This window comes from Mucilaginibacter sp. MD40 (genome assembly GCF_002288635.1).
Lineage (GTDB): Bacteria > Bacteroidota > Bacteroidia > Sphingobacteriales > Sphingobacteriaceae > Mucilaginibacter.
The window spans coordinates 610,479-635,631 of record NZ_NRSW01000001.1 but is presented as its reverse complement, the minus strand read 5'-3'; the positions used below and the strand labels follow the sequence as shown (position 1 = coordinate 635,631).

At 43.1% G+C, this 25,153-nt stretch carries 25 protein-coding genes; 8 read left to right on the top strand and 17 right to left on the bottom strand.

Annotated elements, in window-relative coordinates:
- Nucleotides 1-114: 114 nt before the first annotated feature.
- The 4 genes from CKK33_RS02820 to CKK33_RS02805 form a co-directional block, all read right to left on the bottom strand.
- Nucleotides 115-2,397 (bottom strand): DGQHR domain-containing protein, encoded by a 2,283-nt coding sequence (locus CKK33_RS02820; protein ID WP_095702653.1) that lies wholly within the window; start codon nt 2,395-2,397, stop codon nt 115-117.
- Nucleotides 2,394-3,224 carry a Dam family site-specific DNA-(adenine-N6)-methyltransferase gene (locus CKK33_RS02815; RefSeq protein ID WP_095702652.1) on the bottom strand — a complete coding sequence of 277 codons (831 nt, stop codon included), beginning with the start codon at nt 3,222-3,224 and terminating at the stop codon, nt 2,394-2,396. The genes CKK33_RS02820 and CKK33_RS02815 overlap by 4 nt, the downstream gene beginning before the upstream one ends.
- Before the next feature lie 290 nt (nt 3,225-3,514).
- Nucleotides 3,515-4,207: a response regulator transcription factor gene (locus CKK33_RS02810; RefSeq protein WP_095702651.1), complete on the bottom strand. Its 693-nt coding sequence runs from the start codon at nt 4,205-4,207 to the stop codon at nt 3,515-3,517.
- A gap of 90 nt (nt 4,208-4,297) precedes the next feature.
- Nucleotides 4,298-6,103, bottom strand: coding sequence for a sensor histidine kinase KdpD (locus CKK33_RS02805; RefSeq protein ID WP_095702650.1), 1,806 nt, complete (start codon nt 6,101-6,103; stop codon nt 4,298-4,300).
- Between the two features lie 130 nt (nt 6,104-6,233).
- Between CKK33_RS02805 and CKK33_RS02800 the strand changes: the two genes are divergently transcribed.
- Entirely contained in the window at nt 6,234-7,061 is an 828-nt protein-coding gene (locus CKK33_RS02800; protein WP_095702649.1) for a T9SS type A sorting domain-containing protein, read from the top strand.
- Nucleotides 7,062-7,534: 473 nt separating this feature from the next.
- Here the strand turns inward: CKK33_RS02800 and CKK33_RS02795 are convergent, their stop codons facing one another.
- Entirely contained in the window at nt 7,535-7,897 is a 363-nt protein-coding gene (locus CKK33_RS02795; protein WP_095702648.1) for a DUF3127 domain-containing protein, read from the bottom strand.
- A gap of 85 nt (nt 7,898-7,982) precedes the next feature.
- Here CKK33_RS02795 and CKK33_RS02790 point away from each other — a divergent pair, with 85 nt between their 5' ends.
- The 3 genes from CKK33_RS02790 to CKK33_RS02780 are packed head-to-tail and all read left to right on the top strand — an operon-like array spanning nt 7,983 to nt 10,443.
- A complete protein-coding gene (locus CKK33_RS02790) occupies nt 7,983-9,155 on the top strand; it encodes a class I SAM-dependent RNA methyltransferase (RefSeq protein WP_095702647.1) in 1,173 nt (390 codons plus the stop codon).
- Nucleotides 9,156-9,647: a hypothetical protein gene (locus CKK33_RS02785; protein WP_095702646.1), complete on the top strand. Its 492-nt coding sequence runs from the start codon at nt 9,156-9,158 to the stop codon at nt 9,645-9,647.
- A 13-nt stretch (nt 9,648-9,660) separates the two neighbouring features.
- Nucleotides 9,661-10,443, top strand: coding sequence for a zinc-dependent peptidase (locus CKK33_RS02780; protein WP_095702645.1), 783 nt, complete (start codon nt 9,661-9,663; stop codon nt 10,441-10,443).
- On the opposite strand, the gene CKK33_RS02775 is transcribed toward CKK33_RS02780, so the two are convergent.
- Nucleotides 10,437-11,102 (bottom strand): hypothetical protein, encoded by a 666-nt coding sequence (locus CKK33_RS02775; protein ID WP_095702644.1) that lies wholly within the window; start codon nt 11,100-11,102, stop codon nt 10,437-10,439. The genes CKK33_RS02780 and CKK33_RS02775 overlap by 7 nt on opposite strands.
- Nucleotides 11,103-11,259: 157 nt before the next feature.
- On the opposite strand from CKK33_RS02775, the gene CKK33_RS02770 reads away from it, so the two are divergent.
- Together CKK33_RS02770 and CKK33_RS02765 are read left to right on the top strand one after the other, a co-directional pair.
- Nucleotides 11,260-11,832 (top strand): RNA polymerase sigma factor, encoded by a 573-nt coding sequence (locus tag CKK33_RS02770; protein WP_095702643.1) that lies wholly within the window; start codon nt 11,260-11,262, stop codon nt 11,830-11,832.
- Nucleotides 11,822-13,096: a carboxypeptidase-like regulatory domain-containing protein gene (locus CKK33_RS02765; RefSeq protein ID WP_095702642.1), complete on the top strand. Its 1,275-nt coding sequence runs from the start codon at nt 11,822-11,824 to the stop codon at nt 13,094-13,096. The genes CKK33_RS02770 and CKK33_RS02765 overlap by 11 nt, the downstream gene beginning before the upstream one ends.
- A gap of 13 nt (nt 13,097-13,109) precedes the next feature.
- Here the strand turns inward: CKK33_RS02765 and CKK33_RS02760 are convergent, their stop codons facing one another.
- From CKK33_RS02760 to pdhA, 10 genes are all read right to left on the bottom strand, one after another.
- The gene (locus CKK33_RS02760) at nt 13,110-13,832 is read right to left on the bottom strand and encodes a DUF4197 domain-containing protein (protein ID WP_095705724.1); all 723 of its coding nucleotides are present in this window, start codon (nt 13,830-13,832) and stop codon (nt 13,110-13,112) included.
- 71 nt (nt 13,833-13,903) lie between these two features.
- Nucleotides 13,904-14,911: an inorganic phosphate transporter gene (locus CKK33_RS02755; protein WP_095702641.1), complete on the bottom strand. Its 1,008-nt coding sequence runs from the start codon at nt 14,909-14,911 to the stop codon at nt 13,904-13,906.
- Between the two features lie 4 nt (nt 14,912-14,915).
- The gene (locus CKK33_RS02750; RefSeq protein WP_095702640.1) at nt 14,916-15,566 is read right to left on the bottom strand and encodes a DUF47 domain-containing protein; all 651 of its coding nucleotides are present in this window, start codon (nt 15,564-15,566) and stop codon (nt 14,916-14,918) included.
- 49 nt (nt 15,567-15,615) lie between these two features.
- Nucleotides 15,616-16,680 carry a cell wall metabolism sensor histidine kinase WalK gene (locus CKK33_RS02745; protein WP_095702639.1) on the bottom strand — a complete coding sequence of 355 codons (1,065 nt, stop codon included), beginning with the start codon at nt 16,678-16,680 and terminating at the stop codon, nt 15,616-15,618.
- Nucleotides 16,681-16,729: 49 nt separating this feature from the next.
- On the bottom strand, nt 16,730-17,278 hold the full coding sequence (locus CKK33_RS02740; protein ID WP_095702638.1) for a YceI family protein: 549 nt from the start codon (nt 17,276-17,278) through the stop codon (nt 16,730-16,732).
- A 35-nt stretch (nt 17,279-17,313) separates the two neighbouring features.
- Nucleotides 17,314-18,630 (bottom strand): carbohydrate porin, encoded by a 1,317-nt coding sequence (locus CKK33_RS02735; RefSeq protein ID WP_095702637.1) that lies wholly within the window; start codon nt 18,628-18,630, stop codon nt 17,314-17,316.
- A 23-nt stretch (nt 18,631-18,653) separates the two neighbouring features.
- The gene (locus CKK33_RS02730; protein ID WP_095702636.1) at nt 18,654-19,304 is read right to left on the bottom strand and encodes an HD domain-containing protein; all 651 of its coding nucleotides are present in this window, start codon (nt 19,302-19,304) and stop codon (nt 18,654-18,656) included.
- Between the two features lie 64 nt (nt 19,305-19,368).
- A complete protein-coding gene (locus CKK33_RS02725) occupies nt 19,369-19,608 on the bottom strand; it encodes a helix-turn-helix domain-containing protein (RefSeq protein ID WP_095702635.1) in 240 nt (79 codons plus the stop codon).
- A gap of 277 nt (nt 19,609-19,885) precedes the next feature.
- Nucleotides 19,886-21,550: a pyruvate dehydrogenase complex dihydrolipoamide acetyltransferase gene (locus tag CKK33_RS02720; RefSeq protein WP_095702634.1), complete on the bottom strand. Its 1,665-nt coding sequence runs from the start codon at nt 21,548-21,550 to the stop codon at nt 19,886-19,888.
- A gap of 42 nt (nt 21,551-21,592) precedes the next feature.
- Nucleotides 21,593-22,588, bottom strand: a complete 996-nt coding sequence (pdhA, locus tag CKK33_RS02715) for a pyruvate dehydrogenase (acetyl-transferring) E1 component subunit alpha (RefSeq protein ID WP_095702633.1) — start codon at nt 22,586-22,588, stop codon at nt 21,593-21,595.
- A 440-nt stretch (nt 22,589-23,028) separates the two neighbouring features.
- On the opposite strand from pdhA, the gene CKK33_RS02710 reads away from it, so the two are divergent.
- Both CKK33_RS02710 and CKK33_RS02705 read left to right on the top strand, forming a co-directional pair.
- On the top strand, nt 23,029-23,616 hold the full coding sequence (locus tag CKK33_RS02710; protein WP_095702632.1) for a C40 family peptidase: 588 nt from the start codon (nt 23,029-23,031) through the stop codon (nt 23,614-23,616).
- Between the two features lie 71 nt (nt 23,617-23,687).
- A complete protein-coding gene (locus CKK33_RS02705) occupies nt 23,688-24,809 on the top strand; it encodes a CapA family protein (protein ID WP_095702631.1) in 1,122 nt (373 codons plus the stop codon).
- Here the strand turns inward: CKK33_RS02705 and CKK33_RS02700 are convergent.
- A complete protein-coding gene (locus tag CKK33_RS02700) occupies nt 24,806-24,991 on the bottom strand; it encodes a hypothetical protein (protein WP_095702630.1) in 186 nt (61 codons plus the stop codon). The two genes, CKK33_RS02705 and CKK33_RS02700, sit on opposite strands and share 4 nt — an antisense overlap.
- Nucleotides 24,992-25,153: the final 162 nt, after the last annotated feature.

Genomic DNA, 25,153 nt, shown 5'->3' with positions numbered 1-25,153 from the left:
CATTCTTACAGGTGTACTCGTACCTGCTTTACTGCAATGCGGTTATTGATAGCGAGCATTGACACCAAAAGTAGTCAAACTATATGCGAGCAAGTACGATTAATCTTTTTGTAGTTAGGCTTCTGAATTAGATAGCCAATCATAAATGCTTTCAATGAAAGATAATTCGTCACCAGTTACATAATATGTGTGGGAATTTTCATTTCTAATTCTGTTCAGTTCAACTAGCCATTTTGTTTTAGCTTCTTTTCCGCCTGATATTTTTTCTTCTCCAGGTTTTGTAAACGTTTTCTCAAATAAATTTTGCCAGTTTTTAAGAATTATTTCTCGATAGTCTATTAGATGTAATTGATCCCACGGTTGTTTCTCATCTTCTTCGTCATCAATCTCTCGATTTTTTTTGGCAGCTAAAGCAATTGCATCCGAGTAAATTTTTTCAGGCACACCTTTTTTGAACCACTGTTTTCCGTATTCATCTTCTAGCCGCTGCCTAACCACATTTTTTAAATAGGTATTCTCAATATCTCGTATATATTTAAATGCAGCTTCGTTATTTTCCTTTTCTTCCTTTTTTATGTAATCATCCAAGCCTTCAAAATGGATTTCTGGATAATCTTTTCTTAGTGCGATCTGTAAAGTTCTCCAATATTTGGCGTCCCCTGGCATTCCATAAGCGGATTTTAACTCATTTATTTTTTCTTCTTCTATGTTATTGTAAAATGTAATTATGGTGTTCAAGTAATCCTTCAATTCATCAAATATGTCTTTCGGGGACGTGTTATTGTCAATTATTTGATGCGTTTTCAAATGGTTTACGCAGTCATTTATAATCATTGTTATACCATAAAACCCTTTGTTGATTACTATAATATTACCTTCTTGATCCCATAAATCACCAACACCTATTTTTATGTAATCAAAGCACCGTATTAAGAAATCGGATATATTATTATATGCTCGATTTAGATTTCCAGAAAAAAAGGTTCCTTCCTTTTCAATCTGTTTAGCTTTTACTTTTCCAATGAAATCGCTTTTTGCTAAAGCAATTGAAATTTGTTGGGTGGAAATCAGTTTTTTATCTTCACCTATGGAAATCTTATTAAAAAATGGGGAATTTCTATCTTCTCCTAATCTAATGCCTATTCGAGATTTTAGAGCTTTAATTTGATCGATGTAGCTGTCTGAGTCCCAAAGTAAATCAGCGTCGAGAGTGTTTCGTAAATCTTTTGAAACCGGCTTTTGATTTTCGTTGATTTGCATAAATAACCGAACCTGTTCGGAACGATCTAAATTTACCAAAGCAACGACTGGTATAGTATTCGTGTTTTTGTAGTTTGAGTTGGCATATCCATAAAGGCGATGTTGACCGTCAATAATATAAGCTGAACGATATTTTTTAGGGAGATGAAGCGTACCAATTTTAGAAATAGCTCCATCAATCTGACCGCTACTTGGTTCGAATCGTAGATCTTTGCTTTTGTCTGATACTATATTAATTATTATAGAATTAGGGAAATATCCATGTTCTTGATCAATAAAATGATGTATTTCTTTTAGACGATGTTTCTTTATTAAACGCTGATAGGTTGGCATCATGTTCTCATTTGCTTTGTTTCTATGCAAGACATAGCCAATTTTCAAAAGTTTTTCAGGCTCAATCGAAAAAGAATAATAAGTGTGACCACCCATCTTACCTTCAATGGCTGGGATTTTGTTTAACAAGTCGGGCACTTCTTGTCCAGCAAACAAGGAACCTAAAAGCTGATATCGAGCTGCAATTCCGAGTTGAGATTGCAAAGAATAATAGTAATCTATAATATCCTCTGAAATATGAACTATGTCAGTTCTTTCAAACGCATTATTGCTAGCTTCATCAATACCAATGTTTCTTGTTGCAAATATGCATTTGATCTTGGGTTTTGAACCAGGAAATAACGAGTAAAGGGATGTTAGGATACCGGCTTTTTTAAGCTTTAGATCTTCTAAGTCTTTGAGAAAATCATATTTTGTATTTTTCTCAAATGATTTGCATGTTATGAGCAAAATCGTTTCATCGTCTTTAGCTAAAATGTCAACAAAATGTGTTAAAGATTCGTCTTTTTTATCAAAATATAAGTTAAAGCTTTCAGCGTTCATTGTACAAAATCCAAGCTGCGCAAATAAGGACCAAACTTTATCTACAAATGCTACGTGACTTTCTTTGGCTTTAAATATTTTCGTTTTCGATTTAAGAATCGTATCAACTTCCCAGCCATTTAATATTTTATCATTTAAAGAAGGTGAATCATTATTATGACTTTCTTTATAAACCTCAAGTTTTTTTTGACGCAGAATGCTTGATATTTGCTGGTCTTTAACTAAATGATCAAATAATCGTAATCGTAAATCTTCGCTCATAATTTTATATTAGTAAAAATATACTCAGTTGTTTGTCCTCTTTGGGCTTTATGGCCACCTATTCCGTTACCTCGGGTTAATTCAAATTTTTGATCTCCTCTTTCGAAAATGCTATCAACTGTTTTGTGAGCAGCATTAGTTAATATGTAAAAGGCGTTTTTTTCTTTTATAGCACCAATCATTTCGCTCAATCTAATTTGATCGTTTAATGAGAAGATCTTCTCATTATATTCAATAAAACCATTATTATTATGAGATACGGTGTAAGGAGGGTCCAAGAAAACCAAGTCCCTTTCTTTGAGATTGCATAGCACAGATGAAAAATCTCCGGAGAATATGTTAGCATTTTGAAGTGAAAGACTAACTCTTCTTAAATTGTCATCTACTATGTACATTTTCTTTCTAAATCCGTAAGGAACATTATATTTCCCCTTTAAATTCACCCTATAAAGACCATTGTAAGAGGTTTGGTTAAGGTAAATGAATTGGGCAGCTCTTTCTACCGGACTTTCGTAGGTTGATTCTCTTATCCTGTAATAAGATTGTTCATCGTTAGTAAATAACTTCAATCTTTTAATTACATCTTCTACATCAGTCTTAACTACATTATATGTCTCTATAAGATTTTTGTTAAGATCGGATAAGAATGCATGGCCTTTAGGTTCTAAATAAAAAAAAGTTGCTGCACCCCCAAGGAATGCTTCGTGATAGTTATTAAAATCATATTTTTTGACGTTAGTCAAATGTTTTAATAACCAGGTTTTACCGCCAGCCCAACGCAAAAAAGGTTTTGCTTTGATGACATGGCTACTTTTTAGCGTAGTCATAATTCGTGATAAGGTTAGTAGCTTTAAGGTGGTTATTCCTTATAAAGCTGAATATGAGATTATATTTTGATAAATCAAAATATATTTACTTTGACTTCTCCCACTTGCTCCGCATATCTAATCCGAATATTATAGATACACGGGCCCTGCAGAGCATATTAATTCTCCATTATCGTTCGAAATGACAGTGCGGATAGTGGTGCCAGCCTGAGCTTGGCAAAGGCATATTTTTGCGTGGTTAGTTAGTGTTCGACAAACTCACCATCACAAGGGATAGAAGAAAAATCCGCTTAATTGATCAGCAGTTTATACCCCCGGCCATGTACGTTAATGATCTCAACGGCGGGGTCGTCTTTAAGGTACTTGCGTATTTTACTTAAAAATACATCCATACTGCGGCCGTTAAAGTAATTGTCATCGTGCCAGATGTTTAAAAGGGCTTCTTCGCGGGTGAGTACTTCATTGCGTTTCAAACAAAGCAGGCGCAAAAGTTCGGCTTCTTTTGTTGATAGTTTCTGTATGGCATCGCCCCTGGAAATGAGTTGTGTGGTATAATCAAAGTTATAACTGCCCAGCTTAAATTGCGAAGGGCTGTTATCCTCTTTTTTATCGCTTTGCTCCGCGCGTTTAAGCAGCGCGTTAATGCGTAATAGCAGTTCCTCAATACGGAAAGGTTTGGTAATGTAATCGTCGCCACCGAGGTTAAAGGCCTGGGTTTTATCCTCTATCATGGCCTTGGCTGTGGCGAATATAATGGGTACCTGAGCGTTCACTTTACGGATGTCCTTACCGAGTGTGAAGCCATCTTTTTTTGGCATCATTACATCCAGTATCACCAGGTCATACGCTTGTTTGGTAAAAGCTTTAAGGCCTTCATCGCCATCCTTACACAGGGTAACATCAAATTTGCCCTTTAGCTGCAAATAATCCTGCAATAGTAGCCCAAGGTTTGGATCGTCCTCAACAAGTAGTATTTTCTTCATGATTCTCTTTAGTCGGTAAGTCCGGAAGCCCGAAAAGTAAGGATTTACAAATTTTCCCTCACTTATCGGACTTATGGACTCTCAAAGTTGTTACACCGCGGCAAATTTTAATTCGAACTCAGATCCCTTTTCCTTTTCAGAACGTACGCTGATAGCACCTTCCAACCTTTTTACAATGGTGTTTACATAGCTTAAACCCAGGCCAAAGCCTTTTACATCGTGCAGATTGCCGGTGGGTATACGGTAAAATTGTTCAAATATCTTTGATTGCTGGTCGCGGCTCATCCCTATGCCTTTGTCGGCAACTTTAATTACCAGTTCGTTATTCTTGTTGAATGTGGTGATGGTGATCTCGGGCACGTCTTTGCTGTATTTCACCGCGTTATCTATCAGGTTGTATAAAACATTGCTAAAGTGAAGCTCATCAGCCAGTATCATAGGGTTCTGGGCGTCAAGGTGCAGGTTAGTAACCGCGTTGCACTTTTGCAGCTTAAGCGCCATACTATCCAGTACAACGGAGATCAGCTCGTTTACGTCTAACGGTTTCTTATCCAGTTTGAAATCATTTTTCTCGATACGGGCAATGTTCAGTACCCGCTCTATGTGACTGCCCAGGCGGGCATTTTCCTCGTAAATCACGTTAGCCAGGCGGGCTACCCTATTCTTATCCTCTGCTATTTCTTCATCTTTCAAAGCCTCACTCGCGATCATGATGGTTGATACAGGAGTCTTGAACTCGTGGGTCATGTTATTGATGAAGTCGATCTTCATCTCCGATACCTTTTTCTGCTTAATGATGGAAAATATGGTGTAGCCAAAGCAAAAGATCAGCACAAACAACAACGCGGCGGTAGTGCCCATGGTGGCCGTCATGTTGCCGAGGATGAATGATTCTTTCTGCGGAAAGTATACCCTTATTTTCCCCGGGTCGGTAAGTAATTCGTTATTAAAAATAGTTTTCTGGTAAGTATTGGCCGGCACAAATTTGGGTTTTTCGCCACTCATGTCCATCGCTTTAGAAAACAGGAGCGAATCCTTATTGGCCATAGCCACTTCGTAGCTAAAAGGCAGGAATATACCACGGTTATGCAGCTCAAACCGAAGCAACGAATCGATCCAAAAAATGTTAAGGCGTTTGTACAGGGGTTCGTCAGACTTGCGATACTCCTCGGCAATGTTCTCAATTACGTTTGATGATTGCTTGGCATTTGGAGAGTTGGCAATAGAATCGGCCGCGAGTATCTTCTTGATCTGTGCTAACTGTCGTTCCTTTTGCAGGCGTTGCTGCTCGCGTACCCAAAGCGGATTAAGCTGTGGTGCAGCAATAAGTTGTTTGCCAAACTGAGGGTCGATGTAGGTAGCATATAAGGTATCGTACTTATGCAACTTGCGTTTTACCGGCTTAGGGCCTTTAACAATTTCGGGTATAAAGCGGCCATGCACGTCGCCAAATTCATCGGTATATTCTTCAATACGTATACGCAGGTTTACTGATCCCTGCTGCATCAGCGCGTTAATTTCGTCGTCCTGCTTCTTGTGCAGTATCATACGGCGCAGGCTATCGCGCAGCATGGCCAGTTTACGCTGGCGCTTACTGGTTGTTTTAGCGATGAGCGAATCCTGGGGGGATATTTTTTTACCGTTGATGCTGATCTCGTTACGCTTATCCATATTATTGAAGGCAAACGAGCGCTGGGTTTTAGCATTAATAAAGTTGATGGCATCCTGCTTGGAAACTTTGGTTACCACACTGTTGAGCGCTTCGTTAACCGATTGGTTGAACATCTCTGTTTGCATCTGGTACGATTGGCGCAGAAAGTACAACTGCATGGCCACTACCCCAAGCAGGGCAAAGCCCATCAAGCCAATAATCAGTGCTATACTTTTCTTTTTCATGCAGTAACAAAATTATCTGATTTTGGAGTGTTAAAAATGCTTTTAACAAATTTTAACAAATGTTTACCGAGGATTTAAGATATTGGTTGATAATGGTTTTATACCTTTGTCATGCTAACCCGTAAACACAATGAAAAGACCAATACAATACGGCTTCGAGTTTATTTTTTCCATCAGTTTAATACTGATCATGGCATTGCCGCCATTTGTGCTGGCACAGACCCGTAAAAGTATTGATATCAGGATCATGAATGGTGATACCATGGTAAATGGTAAGGCTATAAGCGTGTTAAGCACGGCAGAACGTGCCGATGTACTGGCTGCCATTAAGGATGCGCCTGTACCTCCGCCAACACCAGGTGCCAATACAGGTATGATGCTTAAGCAGAATAATAACCAGAAAACCATTGTTATTGAGCGGAATATTGTACGTACTAACGAAGATGCGCCCGCAGCCGAAAAACGTGTAAGTATAAAACGACTAAGAGCCGACAGTGCCTTTACTTATCACTTAGATACTGACCTGCCGCAGATGGATATGGTTCCACTGCCCGGAAACAGGCCTAACCATTTAATTAAACTCACAGCTAACAGTCAGAATTTCAATTTTACCAATACCGATAATGACGGCATCGTTACTGATATACACTATACTGTTACCAACGCATCAGCTGAAAAATTGGTGGCTATATCGGGCGTAAGCAAAGCCGCGGACCTCCTTACCGATCTTAACATGGGGTACGAATTCACTACAGGGAAAACTTTGTTGAATTTAAACTTTCTATCGGCAGGGCAAAAGGAAATTACCTTTTACGGACATGCCGGTAGTATTATTTGGGCGGATAAAACTGCTGCTTTAGCGTACAGCCGGAAATTCGCTTTGCCGGTAAATGGGTTGTATTACCTGCAGGTAAAGCAAGGCAGCAAAGTGAGTTTGAAGAAGATAGTTAAAGAATAGCTTATAATTCGTTGGCAGAAGCCGACGGCAATGATTTGGAAAATATTCGGTTAACTACACCCTGGCGAAAAGCTAAATATATCATTGCCGTTGACTTCAGTCAACGGTAAGAAAAGTAAATATGCATCAGCTAAACATATATACCGTTGGCTGAAGCCGACGGCAATGAATGCATGCATTGTTAGCCAAATCTTAGCGAAAAGCTAAGCTATATCATTACTGTTGACTTCAGTCAACGGTAAACGCATGCATTGTTAGCCAAACCTTAGCGAAAAAGATAAGCGATATCATTGCCGTTGACTTCAGTCAACGGTAAACAAACAAACTCCAATGGCTTCAGCCAAAATGTTGAATTAAGCCAGCATACATCTTTTAGATTGATTATACTGCATAAACAAAGAAGCCCTTCTGAATCAGAAGGGCTTCTTTTATTTCGTTGGTCTGCTTACTGCAAACTCAAAACTGCGAACTAATTAAAATGGCAGATCATCGTCATCAGGCGTAGAGCTGATGTCGGCCGGAGCAGCGTACTCAGGTGATGAACTGCTGCCAGCGCCACCAAGTGCGTTAATTTTCCAAAGCTGCAGAGAGTTGAAATATGATTTTTTACCTGTTTTGTCTGTCCAGGGGCGGCCTTTCAGGTTAAAAAACACTTCTACATCATCACCTACTTTAACGTTATCAAGCAGGTTGCAGCGGTCTTGTATAGCTTCAAATTTTAAATATTCAGGGTATTGCGGGTTCTCGATGTATTCGAGAATCAGTTCTCTCTTCTTTAACGACTCGGTTACCTGTTGGGTTGCCGATACTTCGTGTACCTTGCCTTTAACTTCCATGATTTCAGAAAAATGATTAAAATGTAAAGTTAATAACCTCAAATTAAATAGCGGCGTATTTAATTCATAAATTCGCGAAATAATTATGCAAGTTTTCCACACACAAAGTAAGATCATCATTACCTGTAACAAACGCCTGTCGCCCTATTTGCAGCAGGAGGTTGAAGCGCTTGGTTACAAGCCATCGCGTGTTTTCCCTACAGGTGTTGAGCTCCAGGGCACCATTACTGACACTATCCCGCTTAACCTCAACTTGCGCTGCGCCAGCCAGGTATTGTACCTGTTAAAAAGCTTTGAAGCTGAAAATCCGCAGGAGTTGTACAACGAACTGGTTAAAATAGAATGGGAAGAGCTGATAGATTTTACAGGTTATTTTTCGGTAACCTCTAATGTAAACAACCAGCACATCACCACGCCGTTGTTTGCCAATGTGAAAGTTAAAGACGCCATTGTTGACCGTATAAAAGATAAAAAAGGTATTCGCCCTAACAGCGGTGCCGACGTAAATAAAACCGTAGTACACCTCTACTGGCAGGATAACAAGGCCGACGTTTTCCTGGATACCTCCGGCGAAACACTTGCCAAGCACAGCTATCGTAAAATACCCGGTAAAGCGCCTATGCTGGAAGCCCTTGCCGCATCAACCATTATGGCTACTAACTGGGAAAGGAACAGCCACTTCATTAACCCCATGTGTGGTTCAGGTACGCTGGCCATAGAAGCGGCGTTATTGGCTACAGACAAGCATCCGGGCCTGTTCCGCATGAATTATGGCTTTATGCACATATTAGGGTATGATGAGCAGGTGTTTTTTACAGAACGCCGTAAACTGAAGGATAAAGCTAAAAAGGCAGTAAACTTTAAAATTATCGCGACAGATATTTCTGCAGATGCCGTTGATATAGCCCGCCGCAACGCGAATACCGCGGGTGTAGAACATTTGATCGATTTTGACGTTTGTGACTTTGAACTAACCGAAGTGCCAGAAGGTGCAGGTGTGGTGATGTTTAATCCCGAGTATGGTGAACGCTTAGGCACCCATACCAAGCTGGAGATCACTTACAAGCGTATTGGCGACTTCCTTAAAAAGAAGTGCCTGGGCTACAATGGTTACGTTTTCACCGGCAACCCCGATCTGGCTAAAAAGATCGGATTAAAGGCCAGCCGTAAAATTGAGTTCTACAACGGTAAGCTGGACTGCCGTTTGTTTGAGTACGAGTTGTACGAAGGCACCAAGCGCCAGCCAAAAGAAGAATAAATGAAGAAACTACTTTTTATTGCCTGCATATTCAGCTCTTTGTATTGCAGCGCGCAGCAGCAACTGGCTTTCCCTTTCCAGGGTGGCGCCCCGGTAATGACCCGCTTTTTTAAGGATAGCTTAATGGTAGGTCATGACATTATTGCCAAAAAAGCTACCGGTGTAGCAGTACTGAAATTTACCGCTGATGTAAACGGCGTGGTGCAAAAAATTGTGATCTATTACGCTGATGATTACCTGATCACCCTGCCGGCTATTGAGGCGCTAAAGAAATCAACCAAAAAGTGGATCATTCCCGATAAAGAGAAGTTTCATGATTTTATCATCCCTTTCTCAATCAATTACAATGCGCCTGCAACCGGTGTAGCCGAGGTGCAAAAGGCTGCTTACGATTTTTACAAACGCCGTAAACCCATCATTGCCCGCGACCAGATACCATTGAATGATGCTACCCTACTACCTACCGTAGTGGTGAATTATGACGTAAAATAACAGCGCCCGCAGTATGATATTTGTAGTAATAATAGTGGTGCTGCTGGTTGGCTATACCCTTTTCAATGCCCGGCGCAGGAAGCGTGGCGGCCTTACACAACATATCCTTAACGATAAGCAAAAGGCGTTACTGGCGCAGCATATTGATTATTATAATAACCTTTCCGTTGATGACAAGGCTTATTTTGTAGATAAGATTGAGCAGTTTTTAGATGCTGTAAACATTGAAGGTGTTGGCCTCGAAATTACTGATACCGACCGGCTGATGATCGCTGCCAGCGCGGTAATACCCATTTTCCGGTTTAAAGACTGGAGCTACCGTAATGTTACCAATGTATTGCTTTATCCAGATACGTTTGATAAGGACTATCAGTTTGAGAACAGCGACGAGCGCAATATTATGGGTATGGTGGGCAGCGGCTATATGAATGGGCAAATGATACTCTCCCGTGCGGCATTGCAAAAAGGCTTTTCTAAAAACAGCGGCAAGGAAAATACCGGCATACATGAGTTTGTGCACCTGCTGGATAAAGCCGACGGTGCTACAGATGGCATTCCCGAAGGTTTTCTTCCGCACGAATACATTAAGCCCTGGGTGCAGATGATGCACCAGGAGATAGGACGTATCCAGTCAGGGCATTCTGACATTAATCCCTACGGGGCCACCAATGAGGCGGAGTTCTTCGCTGTGGTTTCGGAATACTTTTTTGAGAAACCGGAACAGTTACAGGCCAAACACCCTGAACTGTACCAGCTGCTTACTAAAACCTTTGGGCAAGACCCGGCTAATTATTGATTGGTATTAACAACCTCAAACTCATTGTATTCGGTAATGATTTGTTTAAGCTTTCCATTGCTGAATATCAGCCTCACGTAATTACGTCCTATTAGTCCGGGTTTTATGTCTTTAAAAATATAAAACGACCATTCGTTATAATTACCCATATCAGGATCAAAGCCTTTATTTAGTAATTTATAAGCAAGTGTAATGGTATAATCTGTATAAGCAGGCAGTTTGTATATGGCCAGCAGTTTGTTATAAATATTATCCACCGGTTCGTTCCCAATTACGGCAGATCCGTCAGCTTCGGTTTGCGGCCATTTTGTTACAGGTGATGGCACCGCCCCGGTAATATAGGTTACTTTATCCGCGTCATAAACTATGGAAGCGCCATCAGTGCCCTTTTGCAGGTTGATCATGCCGTAAAACTTATATCGCTGCTGTATTTCCTCCGGTTTGTTAAAGGTTAGTTTTTGGCCGGGAACATCTACGTTTTCAAAATTATTCTGTTTTGCTGATGCCTGTAGCTGGGTATATACCTCCGCAGCCGAACTCCCTATCCTGATGCCCCATTTGCTGCCGGATGTGGTGGTTTCCGTGCGGGGTAAGGTGTTGTCTTTCTTACAGGCAAATAAAAATACTGCGGGAATAAGTAACAGTAATAATTTTTTCATGTGCTTTTGGAGTTTAAGTTAATGTAATTACGCAGGCCAGGCAGCAAACGCTACAGCTGCAGATTTTGATTCTTTAAACGCTGACGAATGATATATGGAAAGCAACAGCGTATTTTCATAAACCACTTAAAAAAATTATTTTGCAGCATCTGTCTTAATGAGATTTTTTAAACGGCCGGCACAACCACAAGATAACAGCGATGAACAGCTGCTTCAAGCCTATTGCGATACCCGCGACCTTAAGCTGCTGGGCAAGTTATATGAGCCCTATATGCCTTTGGTTTATGGTGTGGCGTTAAAGTATCTTAAAGATGCAGAGGCGGCCAGCGACGCGGTAATGGCAGTATTTGAAGAGCTGGTACGGAAAGTGCATCAGCATGAAATAAAGCATTTCAGGAGCTGGCTGTACGTGTTAAGCCGTAATTACTGCCTGATGCAATTAAGAGCCGGAAAAAAAATGGAAACAGTGGGTATGGAAGATTTTATGGAATTTACCCCGGTTTTGCATCCTGATACGGAAGACAAAGAACAAGCTATGCAGGCACTTGAGCGTTGCATGGAGAAGTTAACGCCTGCACAACAGCAAAGCGTTCGATTATTTTATCTGGAAGAGAAATGCTATAAAGAAGTTGCTGACGAAACGGGTTTTAGCATGAACGAGGTAAAAAGTTATATCCAGAATGGCAAACGCAACTTAAAGATCTGTTTGGAGAAGAACGGTGAAAGATAAACGTACCGACATATTAAAAATACAGCAGTACCTGAAAGGAGAACTGAGCCCCGAAGCCATGCACCAGCTGGAGCGGGAGGCACAAGCCGACCCTTTTTTGATGGATGCGCTGGAAGGGTATGCCGATACGCCTAATCATGGACCAGAGCTTGGTGGGTTGCAAAGTCGTCTGCAGGAACGGATATCAGGGACGCGGCCAACCCGCAAGCTGATACCCTGGCCGGTAGTTGCCATAGCTGCTTCGGTTACGGGCTTTGTTATTATTGCCGGGTTGTTTTTTTATAAGGGCGACAGGCCTGGCGATACAAAAAAAGAGCTATTGGTTAGCCAGGAAAAGCCTTCTATAGCGCCTGTAGCCAAGCCTGACTCTGATATCACGATCAGCAGGGTCCCAACCGCTCAGCCCGAAAAGGAAAAAAACAGTATGCCCGTTGCACCCGTGGAGCCCAAACAAATGGCGATAGTAATGCCGCCGGTTGTAGCCACCCAAAAAGCGGATAGCGTTGCTGCTAACGGTTTTTATTCCGCGGAAATGGCTGATAAAAAGCCGGCAGGTACATTGGCTACAATCAAGCCGCGGATAGACACTATTTTAGGCGGCGCTCATGTGGCTGTTAACAAAACTGCTTCCCAGCCGGTAACCGTGTTAAGTCGCGCGGAGGGAGCAGGATATACACAACCAGATGCCCGCAGTACCAACGCGGCTTATTTAGCAGCGAACTTGCCGCCTGCGCTAAGCGGCGTAGTGCTGGATAAAGCGGATGGCTCGCCCATCCCCGGTGCCACGGTAAAAATAGCCGGACAAGCTTCAGCCACGCAAACCGATGCAAACGGCCGTTTCTCACTTCGGCGCTCAAAAGCAAATGAAGATGTTACGGTTAATTTTTTAGGCTATAACAGTAAGACGCTGAGTGCCAAAAATGGCGACAGCATAAAAGTAGAATTGGAGCCTATTAACAGTAGCCTCGCTGAAGTAGTGGTGGCCGCTGCTAAACCGGCTAACCGCAAAGCCGAACCAACTATTGGTATACCGGCCTATGCGCGTTATCTCGATCAGAACGCGCGTTTAGCAGGTGTGGCCGGCACGGTTACGCTGCAATTTACGGTTGATAGCAAAGGTGCCTTATCCAATTTCAAAGTGATCAGCGGCTTGGGTAAAGCCGCCGATAATAAAGCCATTAACCTGGTTAAAAGCGGCCCTGCATGGTTGTCCAATTCCGCAGGTATAACCGAAACTGTAAAGTTAGCTATACAGTTCCGGTAAAAGCTTAGAGGTATTAGCGCTTGTTCCTGTCGTAATATCCAAATACCTTTTGCAATAATGGCGTGGTGCGCGCAGACAGGTTCTGCCGAATATTCAATTCTTCCTGGGCAATCACCACAAATAAGCCATCAATAGCCTTTTGCGTTACGTAATCACTAATGTTAGGGTTTACCTTGGTCACCAGCGGTATACGGTTATAGGCTGCTGCTGCGTCGCTATAATACCTTGTAGCGCCAACCTTACTCAGGCTATTTTGGATAACAGGCTTAAAGCTTGCCGACAGTTGCTGGGTAGTAGTACGTTTAAAATATTGTGTAGCGGCATCCTGCCTGCCCAACAGGATATTGGTAACGTCCTGCAGGGTCATCTGTTTAATAGCGTTAATAAATATCGGTTTTGCCTGGCCTGCAGCATCTTCGGCAGCCCGGTTTAGTGAAAGTATTACATTATCGGCCAGCTTGCCAAGCCCTATGCTGCGTAATGTACTCTCCACTTTTTGCGCCTCAGGCGGAAATAGGATCTTAACAGCCGCGTTTTTAAAGAAGCCATCAACAGCCGATAACTGGTCTGAACTTTTATCGGTACCTAATTCAAGCGCCTGTTTTAAGCCATTGCTTATTTCCAGCTGGCTGGGGTTGCCATATTGCTGTACCGTGCTTTGGGCTACCTGGTTAAGCGTATCACAGCTGCTAAAACCAACAAAAATAAAAGGGATAAGTAAAAGGATTTTTTTCATAAATGGCTTTAAAGCAAAATTGCTGCCAACAGGTGGCAGCAATTTGCTATGGTTTTAGTTTTGAGTGTGCTTTAAATGTGCCTTACCAAGCAGAACACCAGGCCGGCTATAACGGCTGATATAGGTATGGTAATGATCCATGCCCAAACCAGGTTAATGGTAACACCCCAGCGTACGGCTGATACACGCTTGGTTAAGCCAACCCCGATGATAGAGCCGGTGATGGTGTGCGTGGTTGATACCGGGATAGCAAAGTGCTCGGTAATAAATAAGGTAATAGCGCCCGCGCTTTCCGCGGCAACGCCTTCCAGCGGGGTTATTTTAGTGATCTTTGAACCCATGGTCTTCACGATCTTCCAACCACCAGACATGGTACCCAATGCAATGGCCGAATAACAGGCCAGCGGTATCCAGTCGGGCATTTCGGCGCCACTGCCAATAATTTTGGCGGCAATAAGGCTTACATATAATATACCCATTACTTTTTGCGCATCGTTGGTGCCGTGGGCAAAGCTTAACGCGGCGGCTGATAATAGCTGCAGGCGTTTGAACCAGCGCTCGGCTGTGGCGGGTTTAGCGCGTTTACAAATGTGTAGTATAAGAATGGTAACCATATAAGCAATGAACAAGCCTATGAACGGGGCAAGTACAATGTAAGCGATAATGGTTAATACATAGTGGGAGTTAATGGCTTCAAAGGCGTGTTTGCCCAGGAACAAGGCATTGGTGATACCGGCACCCGCAAAGCCACCAATAAGCGTATGCGAGGAGCTGGATGGTATACCAAACCACCAGGTAATTAAATTCCAGCTGATGGCCGCTATAAGCCCCGCTAATACCACATGCAGGGTAATAAAGTTCTCGTGAACGGTTTTGGCAACCGTATTGGCTACCTTGTGGTCTTTAATAAAAAAATATGCTGCGAAGTTAAATACTGCTGCAAGTAATACCGCCTGGAAAGGCGTTAACACCTTGGTTGATACGATGGTGGCTATAGAGTTAGCCGCATCATGAAAGCCATTGGTATAATCAAATAGGAGTGCAAGTACAACAACGGCAACAAGTAGGGTAGTAACCATTTACTTACGCGTTTTTGATTAATATTGATTCCATTACGTTAGCCGCGTCTTCGCACATATCGGTAGCGGTTTCCAATGCCGACAGGATCTCCTTGTATTTAATTAAACGGATAGCATCGGTTTCATAAAGGAAAAGATCAGCAACGGCACGGTCAAACACGTAATCGGCCTGGTTTTCCACGCTGTTGATACGGATGCATGAATCAGCAATGGCGCGTACGTTACGCAGGTCTTTCAACTCACGAACGGCTTTCTCCAGGTCGTTAGCCGCCTGCAGGATCAGTTCAGAAAGCTTTTTAATATGCTCGTTATAATCATCAATCTTATACAGGTTCATGCGGTTGGCCGCACCGTGTATATAATCGGCAATATCATCAATGGCAGTAGCCAGTGTGTGGATATCCTCACGATCAAACGGGGTAATGAAATTTTTTCCTAATTCAAGATAAACCTGGTGGGTTAGCTCATCACCTTTGTTCTCCAGCTTATCAATCTGCCTGAAAAGCTCTTCGCGGGTGGCAGGGTTGGTAGAGTTAACCGCCTCAACCAAAACGGTTGACATGGCTACCACATTGCTTGCTGCCTGTTCAAATAAGGGGAAAAAGGTTTTTTTGTCCTTCGGTACAAAGTACTGGAATATACTGTTAAGTGACATTTTACGCTTTAAATTTGTGTAAAGGTACGGTTGCTATGTTAAGTTAATGTTAACTTTTTAATACAGGTATATTGGCGAAGGGAAGCGTTTGCTTACTCATCTCTAAAGTGAAGCCAAATGTAGACCCTAAACCTTCTGTACTGCGTACATTAATGGTTTGCTGATGGGCTTCAATAATATGTTTAACAATAGCCAGACCAAGCCCGGAGCCGCCAATTTGCCTTGAGCGGCTGGTATCTGTACGGAAAAAACGCTCAAATAGTCGGGGAAGATATTTTTCCTCTATGCCTATACCATCATCAGTTACTTCAATTAAAACCTGATCATGCAGGGGGAACATGCTTACCGCGGTATGCCCGCCTTCGCGCCCATATTTGAAAGAGTTGTCGATGAGGTTCACTAACACCTGTCTTATCTTTTCCCTGTCAGCATTTACAAATATGGGCTCGTCATATTTTTGTTTAAAGGTGAGCTTAATACGGTGCTGTTTGCTCTTTAATTCCAGCGATTCAAATACTTCCTTGATGAGGTCATTGATCTTAAAGCGGGTATAATTGATAGGGATCTCGCCGCTTTCGAGCTTGGAGATCTCATCCAGGTCATTAATGAGATAACTCAGCCGATCCACATTCCTGGATGCTTTTTCCAGGAACTGCATGGCCATTTCCTTGTCCTCAAGTTCGTCGTCCTGCAAGGCCTCAATATAACCCTGTATGGCAAACAGCGGGGTTTTAAACTCGTGGGAGATATTAGAGAGAAAATCACGACGGAATTTTTCCTGTTTTTTCAGGTCGTCGATCTCTGATTTTTTCTGGCGCGCCCATTCTTTTACTTCCTGCTCCACATCATTAATCGGGTCGGCGGTAACATGTTCGCCCAGCGCGTCGCGCAGGTCGCGGCCCAGTTTAAGATTGTGAATGAGCTTATAAATAAGCTTGATCTTGGAGTAGATGTATTTTTCGATGAGGTAATAGAACACCAGGTAACTGGTAATGAAGGTGACCAGGAAGGTGATCATCATATCATACCACTTGTGCTGGAAGTAATAGTTAACGGCCGATAGGGTAATGGCAACCGCGGCGGCGTTTATTAAAATGAGAACGCGCAATTTCATAGCATAAAGTTACTATAAAACCGCGCGTTCGAGTGTTAAAAAAACGTTATTATTTGCCTGTTTCGGCTTCAATATTAATGGTTACCTCATCACTCATGGTCATGCTGCTGCCACCGATACCAAAATCGCGACGGTTAATTTTGAAACTACCCTTGAACAGGTGCCCGGCATTGAGCGCGGTATACGTGAAGGGCACTTCAACAGCTTTTGTTTTGTCCTTAATAGTAAGGTTGAACACACCTATGAAGCCGTTGCCTTTTTTCCTGAACGCGGTTGAGTTCATGGTGATCTTTGGATATTTGGCTACATCAAAATAATCCTCATTGCGCAAATGGTTATCGCGCATGGTATTATCGGTATTGATGGATGCCGCCTCGGCAACCGCGGTGATTTTACCGGCATTAAGGTTTGCAGGGTCAAAAGTTATATCGGCCTGTACCTTATCAATGGTTCCACCGGTTTTTATACCGAGGTTTTTGAGCTCAAAGCTAATCTTCGCTTTAGTAAGGTCGTTACCGGTTTGGGCAAAAATAGGCGAGGTAATAAGCAGTAAAACAACGGTGATGATCTTCTTCATAACGGTGATGATCTTCTTCATGATGTGTCAGACTTGATATATCTTCAACGGTTTAATTAAAACTCTACGTGCGCCCGGAGCGAAAATACGTTAACCGGTCCCCGGTCGCGGTTATAGGCAGGGTGCTCTATAAATTGGTAATCGGGCGATAGCCATACCTTGTGCTGGTAGGCGTTCACCTTGTAATAAAGCTCGGCTATCAGCTCTGGCGAATAGTTCAGTTGGCCGTCGCCAATAATAAAACCATATCCGCCTGCCGCCAGGTAATCGCGATGATCTTTAGAGATACCGTTGCCTACAAAGGCCAGGCCCAGCTCGTCATCGTCGCGGTGCCATGAGCCGCCTTTCCATACCGCACCCAGGCTTATCGAGCGGTCGATCTCGGTAAAAGCCCATGTTTCGGTTTTACCGTCATTATAGCTGGCTTTGGCAAATACGCCAAAGTTTTTGGTAAGGTACTGGTCGGCATTAATGCCAAAACCATATTTATGGCGGCCGTAAGCCTGCGTAGCGTCAACATCAGGCGCTGTCGGGTTTTGGTTCAATGCCAGCCTGTACGAACCCATTTTACCATTGTTGCGGTAACCTAATAGCCTGAGTGTGCCTTTCTGGTCGCTGCTGCCCAGGGTATAGCGCCTCTCGTATTCTAAAGTTTGTGTGTTGGCGCGGCCAATACGCTCATCCCATATGGAGCCGTTAGCTGTGGTAGTAGTGAGTGTGTAAGCAAAGCGCAGTGCCCAGTTAGGCTGACCAAGTTCGGCCATGGCGCCAAGCACATAGCCGCGGGTATTGGCCGGGTAATCCCAGGCCGCGTTATCCATTAAACTCCAGTTCATGAACTGCGAGCGCGGGTCGTGGCTAAATTCGTTGATGTCAAAGAAATCGGCCATGCCAAATTTACCTACTGTAACTTTAAGGTAGCGTTTGCTTTTTAGACCGGCTAACTGGTTTACATCATCGGCTGCGTATTCCTTATCGTTACCCCACTCAAAGTTTTGGGTGAAATACAAACGGGCGATGTAAATTTTAGGCTCGGTGGTACCCACACGGAAAGTTTCGCCGTTAGGGAAGCCCGCTATGCCCAAAGTTTTACTTAACCCGGCCCCTCCGGACATTTCGGGGTTAAAATAAGCCTCCATACCTTTCCATAACCTGGCACCGCCAAAAAGGGTAGTAGTGATGGAGCTTTGCGTTTCGCCACCGGGCAACAAGCTGTTGGTGCCGGTATACGGCGCGCTGAATGATGGCTTAAACTGGGTGATAACCGTTTGCTGGAAATGCAGGTTGAACTGTTGGTTTTTAGTGGTATCCTGCGCAGCGGCGCAAATCGTAACCAGTAGCGGCAGGGCTATTAAGAGTAGAACTTTTTTCATGTACAAGGGGCTTACAATAATTATTATTCGGGTGAAACTTCGCTGTAGAACTGCTCAAGAAATTGCTCCATAAAGGTATGCCTTTGCTGTGCCATTTGCCTGGCGGTAGGCGTATTTATTTTATCCTTCAGGAGCAGTAGTTTTTCGTAAAAATGGTTAATGGTGGGTGCAGTAGTGTTTTTATACTGCTCTTTGGTCATGTTTAAATTGTGTGGTATATCGGGGTTATAGATCTCACGCCCTTTGTGACCTCCGTAAGTAAAGGCCCTTGCTATACCTATTGCGCCAATGGCATCAAGGCGGTCGGCATCCTGCACAACGGCCAGTTCTTTTGAATGAAAACTTACTTCACCAAAGCTCGCTTTGAACGACATGTGCCGGATAATTTGCTGTACGTGTGTGATGATCTCCTGATCAACGCCCTGGCTATGGAGGAATTCAGCGGCGGTTGCCGGGCCTATCTCTTCATCGCCGTTATGGAACTTACTATCGGCAATATCATGTAATAGCGCGGCGAGCTCAACAATAAGCAGGTCACAGTCCTCATGCCTGGCGATATACCGGGCATTGGTCCAAACGCGATCGATGTGCCACCAGTCGTGGCCCCCTTCGGCATGTTGAAGTGTTTCCTTTACAAAGGCAACGGTGCGGGAAATAAGGGTGGCGTGATCCATATATTTTTAAAAGCGCAAATATAGGGATCACGCGCTTCCTTTTATGAAATCAATTGCGGCAAAATTATGCCGCCTCGGCCTTATTGTATTCAATAAGGTCGGCGAGGTTGGTTTCCAGTATTTCGGCTATCTGGAACAATCGCTCTACGGTTATTTTGGTGTAACCCAATTCAATCTTGCTATACGCGTTCTGTGAGATCTTTAATTTAGCTGCCAGGTACTCCTGTGTGTAGTTTAACGCCTCACGTTTCCTGCGTATGTTTGCTGCAACGGCTTTAACTTTATTATTTAGTGTAGTGTTCATATATATGCAATTGATACTACTAACGAGAATATCAATTACATGGATTTAAGAAAATATCGTACTTATTAAATATTTTTCAAAAAATCGTATATTAAGGTATAGTCAATCGATTGCGTAAAATTATTACTGCTTATAAATAATACCTGTTTATTCAATGATTATTATTAATAATACGCCTTTGATCCATATAGCATACCATTTATACAGCAGAAATAACCCATAAAAAAAGCGGCGGGAATTACCCGCCGCTTTAGCTTTTTTCCCTTTACGGGATAAATTATATCAGCAACCTAACCGGCTCTTCTAATAACGATTTTAGTGTTTGCAGGAATGCTGCAGCTGTAGCACCATCAACCACGCGGTGGTCTGCGCTAAGCGTAACCTTCATAATATTACCTGGTACCACCGCACCGTTCTTAACTACCGGTACTTGTTGTATACCGCTAACGGCAAGGATACAAGCGTTAGGTGTATTAATGATGGCGGTAAACTCGTCAACGCCAAACATACCTAAGTTTGATATGGTGAAGGTAGAGCCTTCCATTTCCGCAGGTTGTAATTTTTTAGATTTTGCTTTACCGGCAAACTCTTTTACTTCGGCAGAGATGTGGCTTAATGATTTACCATCGGCAAATTTGATAACCGGTACCAATAAACCTTCGTCAACCGCTACGGCTACACCTACGTGTACATGTTGGTTGGTACGGATGGTATCGCCCTGGAATGATGAGTTAATGGCCGGGTGCTGGCGTAAAGCAACAGCAACAGCTTTTACTACAAAATCATTAAATGATATTTTAACCGGGGCAATATCGTTCATTTTAGTACGTGCAGCAATTGCCTGGTCCATATCTATTGACATGGTAACATAGAAATGCGGCGCGGTAAATAAACTTTCAGACAGGCGGCGGCTAATAGCCTTACGCATTTGCGTAACCGGCCTTTCGCTAAATTTCTCTTCGCCGGTAAAGGTTGGTAAAGTAACCGGTGCTTTTTCCGCGGCAGGGGCTGATGCACTTTGCGCTGCAGGAGCGCTTTCCGCAGGTTTTGCAGAAGGCGTATAACCTTCTATATCTTTCTTTACAATACGGCCACCATCTGCAGAGCCTTTAACATCATTTAAGTTAATGCCTTTTTCTTTAGCTATCTTACGTGCTAACGGAGATGCTTTTACGCGGCTATCATCAGCGGTTGAGCCATGGGCTTCGTTTGAAGCGGCAGGTGCAGCAGCTTCGGCAGCAGGTGTTTCTTCCTGCGCAGGTGCTGACGCTTGCCCGTCGGCGCCATCTGCATTATCCAGCAATGGCTGTATGTCTGTTCCTTCTTTACCTACTATGGCAATAATATCATTTACTTTGGCGGCTTCACCTTCTTTTACACCGATGTATAGTAAGGTGCCAGCCTCATAACCTACTACTTCCATAGTAGCTTTGTCTGTAGCTACATCGGCCAATGAATCATCGGCTTTAACCTTATCGCCTACTTTAAAGTTCCATTTTTCGATGGTACCTTCGGTCATGGTATCGCTCAACAACGGCATACGTATAACTGTAGCCGGGATGCTTGATGTATCTACTTTTGGTTTTGCTGAGGCAGATTTTTCCGCTGTAGCGGCAGGTTTTGACTCCTCGGCAACGGCCGGTTTTTCTTCCTTAGCCGGAGCAGCTTTGCCTTCGCCTTCTAAAAGCGCTTTGTAATCTTCACCTTCTTTACCTAAAACGGCAATAACGGCATCAACAGGGGCGGCGCTGCCTTCCTGTACACCTATGTACAGCAATACACCGTCCTGGTACGATTCAAAATCCATGGTGGCTTTATCGGTTTCAATCTCGGCCAAAACATCGCCTGATTTTACCTTGTCGCCAACCTTTTTATGCCATTTAGCTACCACACCTTCGGTCATGGTATCGCTCATTTTCGGCATTTTAACTACTTCAGCCATATATCGTGATGAATTTTGTTAATGTTGTGATCAGTCAAATAATTAGTCGCGGATATACGGATAGTTATCCTGTACATACACATCAGTGTAAAGTTCTGATGCCTCAGGCCATGGCGACTCTTCAGCAAATTTAACCGCTTCATCTACCTGAGCTTTTACCTTTGCTTCAATCTCTTCAAACCATTTATCATCGGCGTAGCCGTTTTTCTGTATAGCGAGTTTGGTGATCTCGATAGGGTCTTTGGCTTTGTAGCTTTCCAGCTCTTCTTTAGTGCGGTACTTTTGCGGGTCGCTCATGGAGTGGCCTTTAAAGCGGTAAGTACGCATTTCCAGGAAGGTAGGGCCTTCGCCGCGGCGTGCGCGTTGCACAGCCTCATCCATAGCGTTATGAACAGCTACAGGGTCCATACCGTCAACCGGCGATGAAGGGATACCGTAAGGTAAACCTAATTTATAGATATCAGTTTGCGCGGTGGTACGCTCTACAGAGGTACCCATGGCGTAACCATTATTTTCGCAAATAAATATAACAGGCAGTTTCCAAAGGGCAGCCATGTTAAAAGTTTCTGTTAAAGCACCCTGGCGAACGGCACCATCACCCATGTAAGCGATGTTTACGTTATCGGTACCTTTATATTTTTCGGCAAAAGCTATACCTGCACCCAGTGGTACCTGGCCGCCAACAATACCATGGCCGCCATAGAAATGGTTTTCCTTGTCGAACATGTGCATTGAACCGCCTTTACCTTTTGAGCAGCCTGTGGCTTTACCGTACATCTCTGCCATGATAGCATTTGGCGATGTGCCTTTGGCTAAAGCATGCGCGTGGTCGCGATAAGCGGTGATCATGCTATCCTCGTGGCGGATAACAGACATGGCGCCGGCTAATACAGCTTCCTGGCCGATGTAGAGGTGACAAAATCCGCGTATTTTTTGCTGACCGTATAATTGACCGGTCTTTTCTTCAAATTTACGCATCAACAGCATAGACTCATACCACATCAGGTAGGTGTCTTTAGTTATTTCGATTGAACTCATTTATTAAATAAAGTTTCTATGAGAAAGTGCAAATCTAATTATATCCTGCAAATAACCGAAACTGCAACAAATTTGTTGTGAACTTTAACCACGTTAACACTAAATAATAGGTTAAACAGTATTTGTTAAAACATATTTAAGCCAAATTTCGTTTTGGGGTACTGCTAACATGCGTTTTGAACTGGGGGAAAAACCGCGATTTACCTAATAATCTTTTCGTAAAAAAAATTATGCATGCATAACTTAATGGGGTATAACCAAGCACTTAATTTTACCGTAAAAGGAGATTTGTTAACAACGGTGCAAAAAAATTTACTTAAACGATTTTAAAATATTATTTGCAGATATCGTTTAAATAGATAGTTTTGTATCCAACAATAGACATACTGTCTGATTTAATAAACATTTGTCGCCCTAATTCGACAAAATAAAGTGATTAAATGAAGAAAATTACAATTGCTATTGCTCTAATTTTGAGCTTTTTAGGTGCCCAAGCTCAAACAAAAAGTGTTCCAACTCCTGCCGCTGCTGATGCAGAGCAGGAAAGTTTAGCTAAAGATTATTTATCGCAAATAATGGGTGTTGCCGTATCGGCCACATCTAATATGAAACTGTTTCACTTTGTTTACGACTGGATAGGTACGCCATACCGTTTTGGTGGCAGCTCACGTAAAGGTATTGATTGCTCTGCCTTTACCAAGCAACTATACAGTGATGTATTTAACATGTCTATCCGCCGCAGTTCACGTGATATTTTCAGCATGGTGAGCCCGGTAGGCAAAGATGAACTGAAAGAAGGCGACCTGGTATTTTTTAAGATACACAGCCGCAGCATTTCGCACGTAGGTATTTACCTGGGTAACGGCAGATTTGCCCATGCTTCGTCACGTGGTGTTGCCATCAGCAACCTTGATGAGGCTTACTATAGCCGTTATTTTTACAAGGGCGGGCGTATATTAGAATCTTTTAAAAATGAGTTCTCGTCGGCTTCGGTTGATGATAAATTTGAAGAGAAACCAACCAACTAACTAATTTTATACCTGAATTAATTAACAGATCCTTTCACTAACTATGAAAGGATTTTTTTTTGAATAACGGCATGTTCTCAAGATGGTTAGTATGTTTTATAGTGTTGCTGGCTTTTGGTTGCAGGCACGCAACAGTGCCTGTACAGTCAGAAGAGAAAAAGGCAATAGCCCCATCAAAACCTAAAGCCCCCAAGGAAATCTTAAATGACAGCACAATAAGCATTGCCGCAGTGGGCGATGTGATGCTGGGCACCTCGTACCCTGATAGTGCCGCCCTGCCACCTGACAGCGCCCGCGCAACTTTCAAATATGTGGCGCATGACCTCAAAAGCGCTGACATTATATTTGGCAACTTAGAAGGTGTATTGCTGGATAGCGGCGCCCCTGTTGATTACAAGCTGCATATGCGCAGTAAAAGTTATTTATTCCGCATGCCGGAAAAATATGCCGGCGTACTCAAGCAAGCCGGGTTTAATCTGATCAGCGTAGGTAACAACCATTCTAACGATTTTGGCAAGGCCGGGCGCGACCGCACCATAGCCTTATTAGATAGCCTGGGTATCGGCGTGGCCGGCTTCAGGACGCACCCCTCAAAAATAGTTACTCATGGAGGCGTCCGTTATGGCTTCTGCGCTTTCTCGCCTAACTCGCAAACGGTGCCTATGCTGCAAACAGGTTATGTTAAAAGCATGATAGCCGGCCTTAAAGCTAAGAGCGACATCGTGATCGTATCATTTCATGGCGGGGGTGAGGGTACAGATTTTGAACATGTGCGCGATTCTACAGAAAAGTTCAGGGGCGAGAATAGGGGAAACGTATTGCAGTTTGCCCATGCAGCGGTGGATGCCGGTGCCGACCTGGTATTAGGCCATGGCCCGCATGTGGTAAGGGGCATGGAGCTGTATAAAGAGCGGCTGATCGCTTACAGCCTGGGCAATTTTGCTACCTACAAAGGGGTAAGCATAAGCGGCATTTGCGGCCTGGCACCTTTGCTAAAGGTTACACTTAGCAAACAGGGTAAATTTTTAAACGGGCAAATTTGCTCGTACCGCCAGGCACATGCAAGCAGCGTATTGCCTGATACACTTAACAGAGCTGCAGCGCGTATTAAATACCTTACAGAGGCCGATTTTATTAAACCCGGCATTACCATTACCTCATCGGGTAAGATAATGCCGGTAATATCAGATTAAGCTTCGTCTTTAGTACCCCTTATCAGGCTGATACCGGTTGAAAAGAAAATGATGGAGATAACGCCAACTACTACCAACGTAGTTGGGGTGCTGCTATGCTGAATGATCTGTACACCTGTGTACAGCAAGCCCACTACACCTAAAATAGTGAGTATGGTGCCAAAAGTCCGTTTTAAGTTCATATGTAGTATGGGTTAATATAATTTTTTCAAACATTAACCAAATTTCGGTAAACATTGTTTTAGAGCTATTTATGATTGATGCTTGCAAAAGCCAAATATAAATGTGTAATTTTCGCCATCTCTTAATATGATTTACCAATAAATTACGTTAGAGATGATGTA